This window comes from Altererythrobacter sp. KTW20L (genome assembly GCF_023501975.1).
Taxonomy (GTDB): domain Bacteria; phylum Pseudomonadota; class Alphaproteobacteria; order Sphingomonadales; family Sphingomonadaceae; genus Alteraurantiacibacter.
Genome location: NZ_JAMFLH010000004.1, coordinates 162,689 through 177,595, shown reverse-complemented (window position 1 = coordinate 177,595; position 14,907 = coordinate 162,689). Strand labels below are relative to the sequence as shown.

Annotated in this window: 13 protein-coding genes; 4 read left to right on the top strand and 9 right to left on the bottom strand. The window is 61.7% G+C overall.

Going from position 1 to position 14,907, the window contains the following annotated elements:
• Nucleotides 1-212 precede the first annotated feature (212 nt).
• Nucleotides 213-761, top strand: coding sequence for a recombinase family protein (locus tag M3P36_RS05300; protein ID WP_249702207.1), 549 nt, complete (start codon nucleotides 213-215; stop codon nucleotides 759-761).
• Nucleotides 762-918: 157 nt separating this feature from the next.
• Here M3P36_RS05300 and copD read toward each other — a convergent pair whose 3' ends face one another.
• The 3 genes from copD to M3P36_RS05285 are packed head-to-tail and all read right to left on the bottom strand — an operon-like array spanning nucleotide 919 to nucleotide 2,609.
• Complete coding sequence (copD, locus tag M3P36_RS05295) at nucleotides 919-1,842, bottom strand: copper homeostasis membrane protein CopD (protein ID WP_249702206.1); 924 nt, start codon at nucleotides 1,840-1,842, stop codon at nucleotides 919-921.
• Nucleotides 1,843-1,848: 6 nt separating this feature from the next.
• A complete protein-coding gene (locus tag M3P36_RS05290; RefSeq protein ID WP_249702205.1) occupies nucleotides 1,849-2,256 on the bottom strand; it encodes a copper resistance protein CopC in 408 nt (135 codons plus the stop codon).
• Nucleotides 2,256-2,609: a copper resistance protein B gene (locus tag M3P36_RS05285; protein ID WP_349630540.1), complete on the bottom strand. Its 354-nt coding sequence runs from the start codon at nucleotides 2,607-2,609 to the stop codon at nucleotides 2,256-2,258. The genes M3P36_RS05290 and M3P36_RS05285 overlap by 1 nt, the downstream gene beginning before the upstream one ends.
• A 263-nt stretch (nucleotides 2,610-2,872) precedes the next feature.
• Between M3P36_RS05285 and M3P36_RS05280 the strand changes: the two genes are divergently transcribed.
• Both M3P36_RS05280 and M3P36_RS05275 read left to right on the top strand, forming a co-directional pair.
• Nucleotides 2,873-5,194 (top strand): heavy metal translocating P-type ATPase, encoded by a 2,322-nt coding sequence (locus M3P36_RS05280; protein ID WP_283773351.1) that lies wholly within the window; start codon nucleotides 2,873-2,875, stop codon nucleotides 5,192-5,194.
• Nucleotides 5,195-5,459: 265 nt separating this feature from the next.
• Nucleotides 5,460-5,852: a hypothetical protein gene (locus M3P36_RS05275; protein ID WP_249702203.1), complete on the top strand. Its 393-nt coding sequence runs from the start codon at nucleotides 5,460-5,462 to the stop codon at nucleotides 5,850-5,852.
• A 459-nt stretch (nucleotides 5,853-6,311) separates the two neighbouring features.
• Here M3P36_RS05275 and M3P36_RS05270 read toward each other — a convergent pair whose 3' ends face one another.
• From M3P36_RS05270 to M3P36_RS05245, 6 genes are all read right to left on the bottom strand, one after another.
• Nucleotides 6,312-6,737 (bottom strand): DUF302 domain-containing protein, encoded by a 426-nt coding sequence (locus M3P36_RS05270; protein ID WP_249702202.1) that lies wholly within the window; start codon nucleotides 6,735-6,737, stop codon nucleotides 6,312-6,314.
• Between the two features lie 100 nt (nucleotides 6,738-6,837).
• Nucleotides 6,838-9,996, bottom strand: a complete 3,159-nt coding sequence (locus M3P36_RS05265; RefSeq protein WP_249702201.1) for an efflux RND transporter permease subunit — start codon at nucleotides 9,994-9,996, stop codon at nucleotides 6,838-6,840.
• Nucleotides 9,980-11,515, bottom strand: coding sequence for an efflux RND transporter periplasmic adaptor subunit (locus M3P36_RS05260; protein ID WP_249702200.1), 1,536 nt, complete (start codon nucleotides 11,513-11,515; stop codon nucleotides 9,980-9,982). Before M3P36_RS05260 ends, M3P36_RS05265 begins: the two co-directional genes overlap by 17 nt.
• A 27-nt stretch (nucleotides 11,516-11,542) precedes the next feature.
• The gene (locus tag M3P36_RS05255; protein ID WP_249702199.1) at nucleotides 11,543-11,731 is read right to left on the bottom strand and encodes a hypothetical protein; all 189 of its coding nucleotides are present in this window, start codon (nucleotides 11,729-11,731) and stop codon (nucleotides 11,543-11,545) included.
• Nucleotides 11,728-12,930 (bottom strand): TolC family protein, encoded by a 1,203-nt coding sequence (locus tag M3P36_RS05250; protein WP_249702198.1) that lies wholly within the window; start codon nucleotides 12,928-12,930, stop codon nucleotides 11,728-11,730. The genes M3P36_RS05255 and M3P36_RS05250 overlap by 4 nt, the downstream gene beginning before the upstream one ends.
• Nucleotides 12,931-12,978: 48 nt before the next feature.
• Nucleotides 12,979-13,350, bottom strand: a complete 372-nt coding sequence (locus M3P36_RS05245; protein ID WP_249702197.1) for a hypothetical protein — start codon at nucleotides 13,348-13,350, stop codon at nucleotides 12,979-12,981.
• A gap of 249 nt (nucleotides 13,351-13,599) precedes the next feature.
• Here M3P36_RS05245 and M3P36_RS05240 point away from each other — a divergent pair, with 249 nt between their 5' ends.
• A complete protein-coding gene (locus tag M3P36_RS05240) occupies nucleotides 13,600-14,580 on the top strand; it encodes a GSU2403 family nucleotidyltransferase fold protein (protein ID WP_249702196.1) in 981 nt (326 codons plus the stop codon).
• Nucleotides 14,581-14,907: the final 327 nt, after the last annotated feature.

The window sequence follows — 14,907 nt, the reverse complement described above, 5'->3', positions numbered from 1 at the left end:
CAGCGGTGCGACCGAGATCAGGGCGCATTGCTGCCTTCACCACAGCGCATTCCACATACAACGCCTGTGACCACCGCCCCGATAGAGTATACCCCCGCGAGGCGTTTGGGCGAGACATGGGTTATGCGCAAGTCTGTCTCATTTGGGTTGACTCCGTATATTTGGGACACCTAAGCAAGGTGGTCTAGAACCAAACGAGACGGGGTCGCGATATGCTAGTGGGATATGCTCGGGTGAGCACCTCATCTCAGTCCTTGGACGTACAACTGGAAGCGCTGCAATCGGCAGGATGCGATGAGATCTTCTCGGAGAAGCGCTCAGGGTCGAGCACCACTGGACGTGACGAGTTGAAAAACGCGCTGTCGTTCGTGCGCAAGGGTGACACCCTGGTGGTCACTCGCCTGGATCGACTGGCGCGCTCTGCTGCCGACCTTCACTCCACCATCAAGATGCTAAGCGAGAAGGGTGTAGCCTTTCAGTGCCTCCAGCAATCGTCCATTGATACGAGCACCTCGACCGGGAAGCTACTGCTCGGCGTGCTTGCATCGATTGCTGAATTTGAAGCCGACATTCGCCGGGAGCGTCAACGCGAGGGGATCGAGCGAGCGAAGTCAGCAGGGGTCTACAAGGGGCGCAAAGCAACCATAGATGCGTCTGCGGTGCGTGCACTGCGTGACCAGGGGCTGGGGGGCACCGAGATAGCTAGCAAGCTCGGTATCGCGCGAGCGAGCGTATATCGTGCTCTCGCGAGCGGTGAATAGCCGAGCCACGGCAGCGTTTGCATATATGCGTGAGGTGATGGATGTCCTAGAGATTGCCGCAATCTCCCACCCGGATGGCGCCTATCAGGCGGTGTCCGACGTACTTGTGCCATTCACTAGATAATAGTGAGCGGGCAGATTTTGGTTCTCTCTAATATCACTCCATAGGCGAGTTGATGCCGATCGCCGCAACGAAAGCAATCACGGCCGCCGCCAACAATAGCTCGATTGCCAGGCTTCCCCGCAACGCCGTAAGCGCCGCCGGGTCAGACCCGATTGATGGGTGCCCCGACTTATGCCGCCGCCGACTAATTGCTGCGTTACGCGCGCCGCAGCCCAGCATTGCGCCAACAAACAGGACTTTCACCAGCAGTAACCGGCCGTACTCGGTTTCGAGAGTTTTCAGGGTCGCATCGAGGCCGAATATAAGGTGCACATTAATGAGCCCGGTCAGTGCAACCGTTGCGACCAAGCTGACCCCCCACGGTGCAAACCTGTGCAAGCGTTCGAGCAAGGGCTGCGGCGCGAAGCACTGCGGGTCTCTATGCGCCTTCACCGTCAGGACCAGAAACCAGACGACAGCCCCGATCCACAGCCCACCCGCCAGCAAGTGAGCCCAATTGTTGATGCGGTGGATATGCCCCAAGGGCCCCTCAGTAGCTGCCGCATGACCCGTCCATCCCAGCGTCAGCAACGCCAGCGCATAGAAAATCGCGGCAAGCCCTAAGCCTCGCCGAAATTTCGTCCACACAACAATGATGGCCAGGGCTGCGAGCAGGAACGCCAGACGGGCAAGAAAGGCCCAGCCCATTTCGGTCGACAGGACCATGGCTTCGATGGTCGCTGCGTCCAGCTTCCACGGCGATTGTCCCATCATGCCGCCGATGCTGACAAGAAACAGGGCAGCCGACAGCACAGGAGCAAGCGTCGCGCCTGTGACCGCGAGTGCCGCTATCGTCCCCGACGCATCCCTGACATCGAATTTGCGAAACCCGGTCACGCGGTACGCAATCAGACCGAACAGCCCAATCAGCACCACGTAATGCAGGAAACGCAGCAGCAGATGTAGCCAGTCAGTCATCGACAATTAGCTTACCGTGAAGTGGACCGTTCCCGTCATTCGGTGCCCATCGGCTCCAGCTGCCTGCCAGCGAACTTCGTAGGTCCCGGTGCGCAGCGGCTCCCGAAGGTTCAACGTAAGCGTCTTGTTTCCGTTCGACCAAGCGGTCTGAAAATTGCGAATGACCATCGGACTATGGTTTGCCATGCCTGGCATCGCAGTCATGACGATGGATGTCGCCACTGTCGGCGTAAGCAGTGGTTCGCTGAAGGTCAAAGTGAGCGCGCGCGGCCGGGAAACCGTGGCGCCTTCAGTCGGGGAAGAACTGACAACCCTCGTATGGGCTACTGCCACACTAGGCGCACCTACCGTGGCTAAAGCCAGCGCAGCGGCGGCAATGATCGTGCTGAAGCGCATCTTATTATCCTTCATCATCAGAACCAGAAACGGATGCCGGCGACAAAATCCATGAAGCCAGTGTCCTCGCCACTTACTTGTGCAAGATAAGCACTGCGACCCAATCGCCAACTTTGCTCGACCCCAACGTAGGGGGCGAATTCCCGTGCAATCTCGTATCGCAAGCGTACCACAACTTCGTTAGAGTGAATCTCGGCACCAATGCCGAGTTCTTCTACATCTTGAGTCGCCAAAATAGCCTCTGCTCGTGGCTGAAGGATGAACCGCTGTGTTATGCGCTGGTCAAGTCCGGCCTCCAAGCGGGCCGTCACGTGGCGGATGCCCGCTTGCAGATCGAAAATTGAGCGCCTGCAATTCGGGTCGAAGTGCATGTGCGTGATGGCGCGATCTAGGAACAGCACAGCGAATGGTTCGTCTGCCCAATGTGGCCACGCACATTGCCGGTGGACGATCTACCCTGACAAAGGCGGAAACTGAGCGGGCTCCAGCCGTGGCGTGAACCTTCCTTCCGCAATTTCAGACCATCAGGCAGTACCGCGACTGAACAACTATCGGCGAAGACTACCAAAAGGAGCGCGCAATGCCCAAAGTCGATCCGCTGGAAGATCACTCCCCTTCGGGCGCCAACACACCCATGCCCCATAATCGTCGAGGTGCAGCCGGTGAGCATGCTGCAAGCATCGATCCTGTTTGCGGTATGACAGTTACTCCGACCTCGGAGACGCCGACCGTCACCTTCGCAGCCAAGACTTTCTATTTCTGTTCGGCAAAGTGCCACACGAAGTTCAGCGCTGATCCGTGGTTCTACGCCTCGGGTCGTGCAAAAGGCCGCACCAAGCAGACCTCTGCCGCCGCAAAATACACCTGTCCCATGCACCCCGAAATTATTCGTGACGAGCCAGGCGCTTGCCCGATCTGCGGCATGGCACTGGAGCCGATGTTGCCTTCAGATGCACCCAGTGAGGAACTGACCGACTTCACCCGGCGGATGTGGATCTCGATTGCGGCAGCAATCCCCCTCATGGTGCTGACGATGGGCGAAATGGTGGCACTGCCTGTCCGCGACTGGATCGGGCATCATGTCGCCAGCTATCTGGAATTCGCACTGGCGACGCCGATCGTACTGTGGGTCGCACAGCCGTTCTTCAGGCGTGGCTGGGATTCGGTGACAAACCGCTCGCCCAACATGTGGACCCTCATCAGCCTCGGCGTCGCGGCCGCCTACCTCTATTCCCTGGTGGCGACTTTTCTACCGGGCGTGTTCCCGGAAGCCTACCGGATGGGCCACGGCGTTGGCACCTATTTCGAGGCGGCAGTGGTGATCGTGGCACTGGTCTACGTCGGGCAGGTGCTGGAATTGCGCGCACGTGAGCGGACCGGAGACGCAATTCGAGCATTGTTGGACCTGGCACCCAAGGTCGCACGGCGCGTCCTGCCCGATGGCTCGGAATATGATGCCCCACTGGAAAACATCATGGAGGGTGACCGGCTGCGCGTGCGCCCCGGTGATGCGGTGCCGGTCGATGGGGTCATTATCGAAGGCCGCTCATCGCTGGATGAAAGCATGCTCACTGGCGAATCCATGCCCTTGGAGAAGGGGCCGGGTGATGCGGTGGTAGGGGCGACAATCAACAAGAACGGATCTCTGGTAATCGAGGCAGCGAAAGTAGGCGCCGATACGGTGCTGGCACAGATCGTGACGATGGTGTCCAACGCACGCCGTTCACGCGCGCCGATCCAGGGGTTGGCAGACCGTGTCGCCGCGGTGTTCGTGCCAACCGTGGTCACCATTGCAGTCGTCGCCTTCATCGCCTGGCTGATTTTCGGGCCTGAACCGGAGCTGGTGTTCGCACTGGCTTCGGCGGTGTCCGTGCTCATCATCGCCTGTCCCTGCGCGCTGGGACTTGCCACGCCGATCTCGATCACAACGGCGGCAGGCCGCGGAGCGCAAGCGGGTGTGCTGGTAAAGGACGCCGAGGCGCTGCAACGCATGGCGTCTGTGGACACGCTCATCGTCGATAAGACCGGGACCTTGACCAAGGGAAAGCCGCAGCTGACCGACATCGTCCTGCTCAACGATCTGGCGGAGGCTGACCTTCTGACTTTGGCCGCTGCGCTGGAACGTGGCTCGGAGCACCCCCTCGCCGAAGCGATCATCGAAGGGGCAGAAGCGCGCGGTGCGACAAAAGCCCAAGCGACGGAATTCGAAGCCATCACCGGCAAAGGCGTGCGCGGGAGTGTTTCCGGGTCTGCCGTGGCGCTTGGCAATGCAGCCATGATGCGCGAGATGGGTTTGACCACCACACAGGCAGAAGCAAAGGCCGACATCCTTCGCGCAGAAGGAAAGACGGCCATGTTCGTCGCAGTCGACGGGCAGCTTGCAGGCATTATTGCCGTGGCTGATCCGATCAAGGACAGCACAGCGCAGGCAATCCGGGAACTGCACGCTCTGGGATTGCGCGTCATCATGGCGACCGGGGATAACGAGCGCACTGCTCAAGCTGTCGCCAGCAGCCTTGGCATTGACGAGGTTCGTGCTGGCGTCCTACCCGAAGCCAAGAAAGACCTGATCGAGCAATTGCGTCGTGAGGGCCATGAGATCGCCATGGCTGGCGACGGGGTGAATGACGCACCTGCGCTCGCTGCGGCCGATGTGGGAATTGCCATGGGCACCGGGGCGGACGTGGCGATGGAAAGTGCTGGGATCACCCTTCTGGGTGGCGATCTTTTGGGGATTGTCAGGGCGCGCAAGCTGGCGCGTGCGACACTTCGCAACATCAAGCAGAACCTGTGGTTCGCCTTTGCCTATAACGCGCTGGGCGTGCCACTGGCAGCGGGCCTGCTTTACCCTATCACCGGGCTGCTGCTTTCACCGATGATTGCCGCCGCGGCGATGAGCCTATCTTCCGTCTCGGTCATCACCAATGCGCTGCGGCTGCGGTACGTCAAGTTGTGACGAGGGCGTTTTCGACGATCCGAGCAGGATACTGGAGCGGCGGGAAAAGCTCGACTTCATCTCGCGACCCAATTGCGACCTGACTAGGATGAAGGCTCATTAGCGTCACGCGCCTTGCAACCTCGTTGCAAGGAGTCGTCTATAACACCCGCAAGCTCGCGGATGTTCAGGCGGATGCAAGGAACTCTCTGCCGGCCGTTACGTTTAGGTCGAGCAATCTTCCCAAGACATTGGCGAACATTCAGCAGAAAAATGGGAAAAAGAAATGAAACAGATGATCATCTCAACTGCACTTGCCATCGGTCTAGCCGCGTCACCGGCTTTTGCGCAGAGCGCACCACACCAGCACGCTCCAGCGCCTGCCGAGTCAAGCCAGATTGACCAGGGCACAACGATGAAGATGGGCTCTGAGGGAATGCAGCAGCACCGACAGTCAATGGAGGAAATGCGCGCGCTTATGCAGCGAGCGCATGCTGCTACCGATCCCGCTGAACGCCAGCGCCTGATGGGTGAGCATCGTCAGCTGATGCAAGAACGGATGGCGAATATGAGGGAGGGTGGCCACGCGATGATGCAATCGTGTCAAGACCACATGGCGATGATGCATGACATAATGGGGCAGATGGCTGCTCATCACGAAATGATGCCGTCCAGCTAAATCTGAGTGTGGGCGGTGGGCGACGACACCGTCCTTGAAAGTCAACGTAGCATTTGATCAGCTCAAATGGAGCCCATGTGACAAGAGAGCGTATCACGTAATATGTCACAGTTTGTGTCACACTGATTTTTTGAAGAAACCGCAGACTACTAAGGCATTTGAAGATTGCCGGGGAGAGAGGATTCGAACCTGCGGCTCAACTCCTCCCGCATATATTCAAATGCAGCCGAGGTTTTGCGGCTCAACCAACCGACAGCGCACGATACATGCTCGCTCGCGCGGTGCCGAGCGTGTTCGCAATCGCTTCAAACACATTGGTGAGCGAGGAGATGGATGTCCTAAAGATTGCCGCAATCTCCCACCAGGATGGTTCCAATCAGGCGGTGGTCAGCCGACTTGTGCCATCCATCTGATACAGTTGGCACCGTCATGGTCGCACCCCGTCTCTGATCGGTCCCATCAGATCGCATCGACGGCCTTCGCCAGTAGGTTCCGCACCTCACCCTCGACAGACGTCAATTCGGCATTCTCGATCGCCTGCATGGACGCCACCGGGTCGATGGCGCTGACCTCGACACCACCATCGACTTCCCGAAGGATGACGTTGCATGGCAGCATTGCGCCAACCCGAGGCTCTATACCGATCGCTTGATGCGCCATCTTCGGATTGCAAGCGCCGAGGATGCGGTAAGCGGGCATCTCGATATCGAGCTTCTTTTTCATCGTCGCCTGGACGTCGATCTCTGTCAGGACCCCGAAGCCGTGGTCCGCAAGAGCCTTGCGAGTGCGGGCGTCCACGTCGTCAATAGCTGCATCGGGAAACATACGATTGATTGTGTAAGCCACAGTGAATCCTTTCACCTGAATGCGAAGACTTTTGAACATGACGACAGCCGCAAGGTCCTTGCTCGCAATGAGCTGGATGACGGTATCCGGCGAGTTCCATTGGTAGGAACAAAGCTAGGCACCACTTCGTTCCGCACGCCTAACCGTCGGTCTGAACGCCGTATACGGGTCGCGAGCTTGGCCACCTCACACCCCAGCCATCGCGCACCACCTTCAGGTAGATAGGCGGCAGTACGAGCATGTTCAGCGCCGTCGAACTGGCCAGCCCGAACAGAATCACAATCGCCATCGGTGCCTGGATCTCGCTCCCCGGTTGGCCCATGTTGATCGCCAACGGGAGCAAGGCCAAGCCCGCGGAGATGGCCGTCATCAGGATCGGAACCAACCGCTCCTCCGCACCGCGACGAACAGCATCAGCGAGTTCAACCACGCCTTCGACCTTTTGTAGATGCTGGATATGGCTGACCAGCATGACCCCGTTGCGGGTGGCGATACCGAACAGCGTGATGAATCCGACAATCGTCGCCACCGACAGAAACCCGCCGGTCACCCACAGGCCGACCACGCCGCCGACCAGAGCCAGCGGCAGGTTGATCATCACCAGCAAGGCATCGCGGGCCGATCGGAATGCCTGTCGCAACAGCAGGAACATGCCCACCAGCACAATCAAGCCAAGGGCCAGCAAGGTGCGCGAGGCACTTGCGGCGCTTTCGAACTGCCCGCCAAGCTCGATCCGCGCGCCTTGCGGCAGTTCGATCTCAGTGAGCGCGCTGCGCACATCTTCCACCACTGCGCCAAGATCGCGGCCCGAAACATTGGCAAGCACCAGCTGAACCCGCTCGACGCTCTCGCGGCTGATGGCGTTCGGTCCCTGGTCACGCACAACGTCGGCCACTGCGCTAAGTGGCAGCAACGTGCCATTCGGAGCAGCCAGCAACATGACTTCAATCTGGCCCGCATCGGCATACTGTGCAGGATCATAGCGCACGACCACATCGGTGATGACAGGACGCTCGATCAGCTGGCCGACGGTGGCGCCGCCGATTGCAGCCTCGATAGCGCCGGTGGCGTCACCTACACTCATGCCATAGTTGGCCAGATCGTCCCGCCGCAGGCGCACCCGTAGATAAGGCACCATGCTCTGGGTGTCCTTCTGCACATCGACCGCGCCCGGCACTTCGGCAATCCGGCTTTCGACCTGCGTGGCGAGGCGTTGCAGCGTATCGGTGTCAGGCGCGAAGATCTTGATCGCGATGTTGGCGCGCGCTCCCGACAGTATGTGGTCGATCCGGTGGCCGATGGGCTGGCCGAAGATCGCCTGGACGCCCGGCACCGTGCCCACCGCTTCGCGCAATGCGGTCAGCAGTTCCTCCCGCTCGCGCCCCTCGCCCGTCAGCGTGGCTTCGATTTCAGAAGCGAACACTTCCTGCGCGTGCGGATCGCCCGGCGCGCGGCCCGTGCGGCGGGCGGTGGTTGCGACTTCCGGCTGCGAAAGCAGGGCCGCCTCGACTTCACTTGCTGCGCGGTCGCTGTCCTCCAGACTGGTGCCGGGCAGTGTCGTGACGTTGACTGTCAGCGAGCCCTCGTTGAACTCGGGCAGGAAGGCGCGGCCAGCGAGCGCAATGCCGATCGCAGCGACGATCACCAGAGCGACCGAGCCAAGGGCCACCGCCTTCCACTGGTCCATCAGCCGACCAAGAAGGGAACCATAGCGCATCTTCATCCGCGCGACCCATTGCGGTTCGCGTCCCACAGCCTCCGAGTTGCGGGTCAGCAGGTCCTGGCACAGCGCCGGGGTCAGCGTCAGCGCGATGAACAGGCTGGCCAGGAGGGATACGCCATAAGCCAACGCCAGCGGCTGGAGCAATCGCCCTTCGATGCCCGAAAGGCCGAACAGCGGCAGGAACACCAGCAGGATAATCAGCGTGGCAAACAGGATCGAACCCTGCACCTCGCCCGTAGCTGACGCGATGACCGCGATATCGCCCTGCTGCTCCGCATCCGGCTTGGCGCGTTCGAGCCGCAGCCGCCGGACCACGTTTTCGACCACGATGATCGCATCATCGACCAGCATGCCCAGTGCGATGGCGAGGCCGCCCAGCGTCATGGTGTTGATCGTGCCGCCACCTGAATTGATCACAATGATCGCGCTGACCACCGATACCGGGATGGCCGCCAGCGCAACTGCGGTTGCCCGCCAGCTGAGCAGGAACAGGAACACGATCACCGCCACCAGCACCAGCCCTTCGACCAGTGCATTACGGACATTGTCGACCGAGCGCTGGATGAAGTCGGACTGCCGGAACACCCGGGTTTCCAGCACCATGCCTTCCGGCAGGGTCCGTTGTAGCTCGGCGAATACCGTATCAAGCCGGTCGGTCAGTTCGAGGGTATTGGCGCCCGGCTGCTTCTGCACCGCCAGGATTACTGCGGGCGCACCGTTGAATGCTCCCGTTCCTCGCTTAAGGCCCTCGCCGATCACGATGGTGCCCACGTCACGCGCCAGCACCGGCAGGCCAGCCTGCTGCCCCACCACAACGTTTCCGAATGCCTCGGCATCCTCGGCACGACCCACGCCTTCGACCAGCCACTCCTGGCCATTTGCGAGCACGACCCCGGCGGAACGGTTGTTACTCGCCCCACGCATCGCCTCGACCACTTCGTTCATGCCTACGCCGCGGGCGGACAGGCGCGTGGGATCGACCAGCAACTGCACCTGCCGCTCGTCCCCCCCGATGGTCATCACCTCGGCAATTCCAGGAACTGACATAAGGCGGCGGCGCACGATCCAGTCGGCGGTGGATTTTAGCTCCATCGGGCTGGCGGTGTCCGAACGCATGGCGACGAACATGATCTCGCCCATCACAGACGAGGCAGGCGTCATGTGCGGCGGGGGCAGGTCGTCGGGCAACTCGTCGCCCGCAGTTTGAAGTCGCTCCGAGATAATCCGCCGCGCGTCGGCAGGATCGGTCGCCCAGTCGAACTCCAGCGTAACCACGGACAGACCCGTGGTGCTATTTGAGCGGATGCGGCGCAGGCCCGGCGAGCCGTTGAGCGCGGTTTCCAGCGGGATGGTGATCTGCTGCTCGACCTCGGTCGGCGTGTAGCCGCCCGCATCTACCACCACGGTAACCGTGGGTGCGGTGAGATCGGGGAGCACGTCCACCGGCGTTTGTGATGCAGTCCAGGCGCCGAACAGCGTCAGCAGTACGGCCAGCGCATAGACGACCGGACGGTTGGTGAGGCTCCAGCGAACCAGGGTTTCGATCATCTCCTCGCCCTCAGTGCGCATGGCCATGCCCGAAGGCATCGGGGGTAGAGGCTGCGGCACGCACGGCGGAGGCACCTTGTGAGACGACCCGCTCTCCGGCTGCCAGTTGGCCTTCAACGGCCACGCGGTCGCCGCTGCGGCGCAGGACGGTCACAGGCCGACGTTGGAAGGTTTCCCCGGCGATCTGGACATAGACCACGTCTTGCCCGCCTTCATTGAGGATCGCGCTCGCTGCAATTGTCAGCGCCGGGCTGCCTGCACCGATCAGCAGTTGTCCCTGCACCCGCTGGCCGGGGCGCAATTGGCGGCTGTTCCACGCGAAAATCACCGGCAGGGTGCGGGTGGCGGGATCAATCGCCGCGCCGCCTTGCACCAGTGCCAGGCCGTTGCCGGCGGTAAGCGACAAGCTCTCGCCCGGCAGGGTGATCTCCAGCCCCTGGGGTTGGGCTACTTGCGCTGCGCTGCCTTCAGGCACGCGGGCCACCAGCCACAGGGCGGCGGGATTGCCGATGCGCAGCAATTGCTGGCCGCCGGTAACGCCCTGACCCTGCACTATCGCCGTTTCGAGAACCTCGCCGGATATGGGGGCGACCACGGGAACACCCGCGCCGCCACCTGCCAAGGCAGCGCGCCGCGATTGGGCCGCGCGCAACCGCGCTTCGGCCAGCTGCGCCTGTGTACGCGCCTCGTCGAGCCTTCGCTGGGGCACGGCCTCTGCCTCCACCAGCGCCTCCATGCGCCGCACTTCGGTCGCCGCTGCGTCGCGGGCGATCCGCGCCTCGTTGATCGACAGATCGAGCGTGGCGACATCCTCGCCGCCGCCAAGGGTAGAGGAGATCGTGGCAATCACCTGGCCGCGCCGCACCGCCATGCCGGGTGACGGAATCCGCGTTGCCCGCACGATACCGTCCACCGGGGCAGAGATCACCGCTTCGGCTTGCGGCTGCATCTGCACGTCGATCGTCACCGGGATCGCTTCCGCCATATTGGTCATGACCGCCGCCTCGGCCAGGAACGGCACGCGCCATTGCACCTCCTTGGTGAAGGCGATGGCACCGTCCACCTCCTCTTCGGCCGGTGCAGCAGCCGCGCCCTCCTCGCTGGTGGCCCATACGGTCACTTCGCCCAGTTCGTGTGCATCCACGCTGCCACGCGAATCCAGCACCAGCCGCAACCGGGCCTGTCCAGAACGGGTGGCCCTGAGCAGCGGGCGGAAGATGCCCGGCGTGTCGGAAACCTGCGCGCTGGCACGGTCGATCGCTCCATCCGGCCACACCAGTTCCGCTGTCAGCGTCCCTTCGGTGACCGCGCGGTAATCCTCCAGCCACGACAGGTGCGCATCGAACCGCCGGTCCTTGTCCATCACCAGCGGGCGATGTTCGACGAACAGCTCGGTCGCTTCGGTATAATGGGTGACCTTGATCCCGCCGTCGAAGTGGCCGGCTGCTGCTTCGGATGCAGGCGTATCCGCGCCGCCGGAACAACCGGCGAGCGCAAGAGCAAGAGTGGAGACAGCAAGGGCCACCAACAGGCGGGATCGGATCATGGTTCGGTTCTTCTCTGCGTCAGCGGATCAATGGTCGTGGGGGACGGTTTCGTCGTGCGGCTCGGCCTCGTCATGCGGTACAACCACAGGTTCGGGCGCGTCGTTGTCGTCGTCGGCCACAACGGCTTCGGCAGGGGCGGCTTCTTCGGCAACGTCGGAGCATGCACCGAGCGCAAGAACCAGCGGCAGGGCGGCAAGGGCAATAGTCGTCTTCATGGGGCAGTCCTTCCAGTTGCAAGATCGAAAGCGATGGCTGCCTGGGCGGCAGCGGTGGCATGGCGGATGACAGCCAGTTCGGCGTCCCGCTGTGCGGCATGGGCGTCGAGCAGTTCGACGACGCCGATTTCTCCTGATTGGTATGCGATGGCAGCAATCTGGCCGAGCCGGGCCGCATCGTCGCGCGAGCGGGCGGCGCGGACCGCTGCCTCCCGCGCGGCATTGGCACGAGCGGCGGCGGCCTGTTGTTCAGCCTCGACAGTGCGGCGGGCAATCGCGAGTTCGGCCTGCAAGGCGCGCTGCTGCGCCTGCGCCTGCGACACCGCAGCACCGCCGCCATCGAAGATAGGCAAGGTCACTCCTACGGAGACCGCTGGACCGACAGCGCTGCCCATGCCGTCGCTGACATGCTTGATGCCCGCCCCCACGGAAAACTGCGGAACCCGCGACCGGCGTGCGGCGACCACACGTTGGCTGGTAGCCAGGAGGCGCTGCTCCTGAGCGGCAAGATCGGCGCGATCGCCTGGCACCTCGCCACTGCGCAGGCTGGTGATCGCGGTCGGCGGAACGACCGGGTCAGCCAGCCCGGTCAGCGATGCAAGGCTGGCGCAATCCGCTGCACGCTCGCCCTCGGCCATGCTCAGTTCGGCATCGGCGCTGCTGGCGGCCACGCGCGTGCGCCGCAGGTCATAGACCGCCGTATCGCCTTCCCGCGCCCGTGCACCGGCGATCCGCTCGGCCTCGGCCAGGGCGGTCGCGTGGTTCTGCCACACTGCGAGTTCGGCCCCGGCGGCCGCGCAAGATACGAAGGCGCTACGAACCTGGGCGATCAGCCCAATCCGCGCCCAGGCAATGTCACTCTCGACTGCGCTTACCTCGCTGCGGGCCGCATTGCGCAAGGCGTCGCGCTGGCCTGACAGGTCGATGGGCTGGACGATACCAAGCTGCCATTCGCGCTCACCACCAACACTTTCGCGCGACACCTCCAGCGAAGGGTTGTCGAACGGACGCACCAGCTCGACCCCGGTCGCCGCAATATCGCGGCTGGCGGCTTCAAGATCAGCGATACCTTCACGGGCCAGGGCGCGTTCGATCGCCAGTTGCTCGGTCAGGGCTTCCTGCGCGGCAAGGGCCGAAGGCGCGGCGCACAGCGCCACCGCAAGGCTGAGGGATGCATGGCGCATCCGCAATTTGGGCATGGTATCCTCCACATGGTCTGACAGCCGGGCACGCGCCCGGCAAAGGCGTCAGGCCAGCCGTGGAGGTCTCAGGAGGGATTCCGGGCGTCGAACCACGGTAAAGTGCTCTGACCGCGCCTCATGCATCGAGCGGCCGACTAGTGGGAGCGCGTCGGCCGTTGCGCCATTGGAAACGACGTCCGCAGAAGCCAGGGCGAACGATGGGCTGTGATCGTGCGTCAACGAACCATCGCCGTCTTGCGCGTCGGCCAGGGCATGCTTCCCCGAGCTATCATCGTGTTCATGGGCATGTTCGCTGTGATGCGTGTGGACAGCACCGGATACCGCCAGTTCTTCATGCCCCACCAGATGCGCGTCCCATGCAGTGCGCGGCACGATCAGCGCGCATAGAAGCAAAAACAGGGAAAGACGGGCGAGCATTTCGCCGTTTCTACGAGGGAAGCTAGGTTTAGGCAATCAACTAACTCATTCCCGAGCGTGTCGGCGCTCATACTAAAGAAGTCCTGCTGGAACCCCAGAATTCTGCGGTTTATGAAGAATGGTCGGAGAGACCGGATTCGAGCAGCCAGCGCTTGGTATCACACAGATGGCAGCACAAAGTATGGCCCTCAACCACCTCTTATCCCACAAATGTTGTACTTATGATATTTGTGGGATAAATATGAGTTTGTGACCATCATCAAACCGTTCACCGCTGAGCAGGAACGCTCGCTCATCAACATGCGCCAGCGCTATGACGCATGGATTGAGGCGGAACGCGAGTTGTTCGCCATACCTTATGACCTCCGACGCAAGAAGATCGGCGAACACGAATACCTCTACGAGATCTTCGATCGGTCTGGGAACGGTAGAAGTCTGGGTCCATGGGATGAAGAGAAGCAGGCCAGGTTCGAACAGTACAAGACCGCAAAGGTTGCCTTGAAAGAGCGCCGCGATGGTGCTCGCGATGCACTGGGAGAAAGCAGTAGAATCGCCCGCGCGCTGCGCCTCCCAATGATTTCTGCTGATGCAGGACCAATCCTGCGGGAGGCGGACCGCCGCTCGCTTCTTGGCAGTCACCTTCTCGTCATCGGCACAAATGCCATGGCAGCCTATGCACTCGAAGCCGCCGGCACCTTTCGCGATGTGCCGGATGAGACCGAAGACTTCGACCTCGCATGGACGGCAGATGAGCCAGAGGACTGTACGCTGGTGTGGGATATGCTCAAGGCTGTAGATCCGACATTCACGGTCAACACCGAACGGGAGTTTCAGGCGAGAAACGCCAAGGCATATGAGGTGGAACTGCTGGTTGCGCCATCCCTCGCCAACACTCTGGGCGGAACGGACCGGCCGCGCCCCGTCGCGTTACCCGAGCAGGAATGGCTGCTGCCCGGTCGGCGCGTCGATCAGGTTGTACCCTGTCGTGATGGCACCCCCGCACGTATCGTCGCACCCGATCCGCGCTGGTTCGCGCTGCACAAACTGTGGCTAGGCGCGCAAACCAAACGCAACCCTCTCAAGCGGCGCAAAGACACGATCCAAGGCAATGCCTTGCTCGACGCGATTGCCGAGGTCATGCCCCATTACGATCTGGGCGGTGCGTTCTCGACCACCCTGCCCGATGAACTCATGCCCTATTGGCATGATTGGCAACGGCGGAACGCCTGACCTGGAGCACGGGCTTGGGAGGGTGGAAAGGCACAGAGTGCAGTTTACAGCCCGCCCGTAAGGTATTGATTTGAATGAGGGTACCTTCAGCGAAGTTTACAGCAAAAACCGCAGAAACCCGCCATTCTCGTCAGCTTGGGAAGCTGCTGCTCTACCATTGAGCTACACCCGCATTTCAGAGACTTATGCCAAGACAAAGGGCGTCTTTTACAATACCGTTCACAAAGGCCGTCCCGAGCGCCCGCATTTGCCGTGTCGGCGAGGAGAGGTCAACGCCCTTGTAACTTGCAAAGTTGCAAGGTGATTTCATCCGCCCGGCTCAACCGG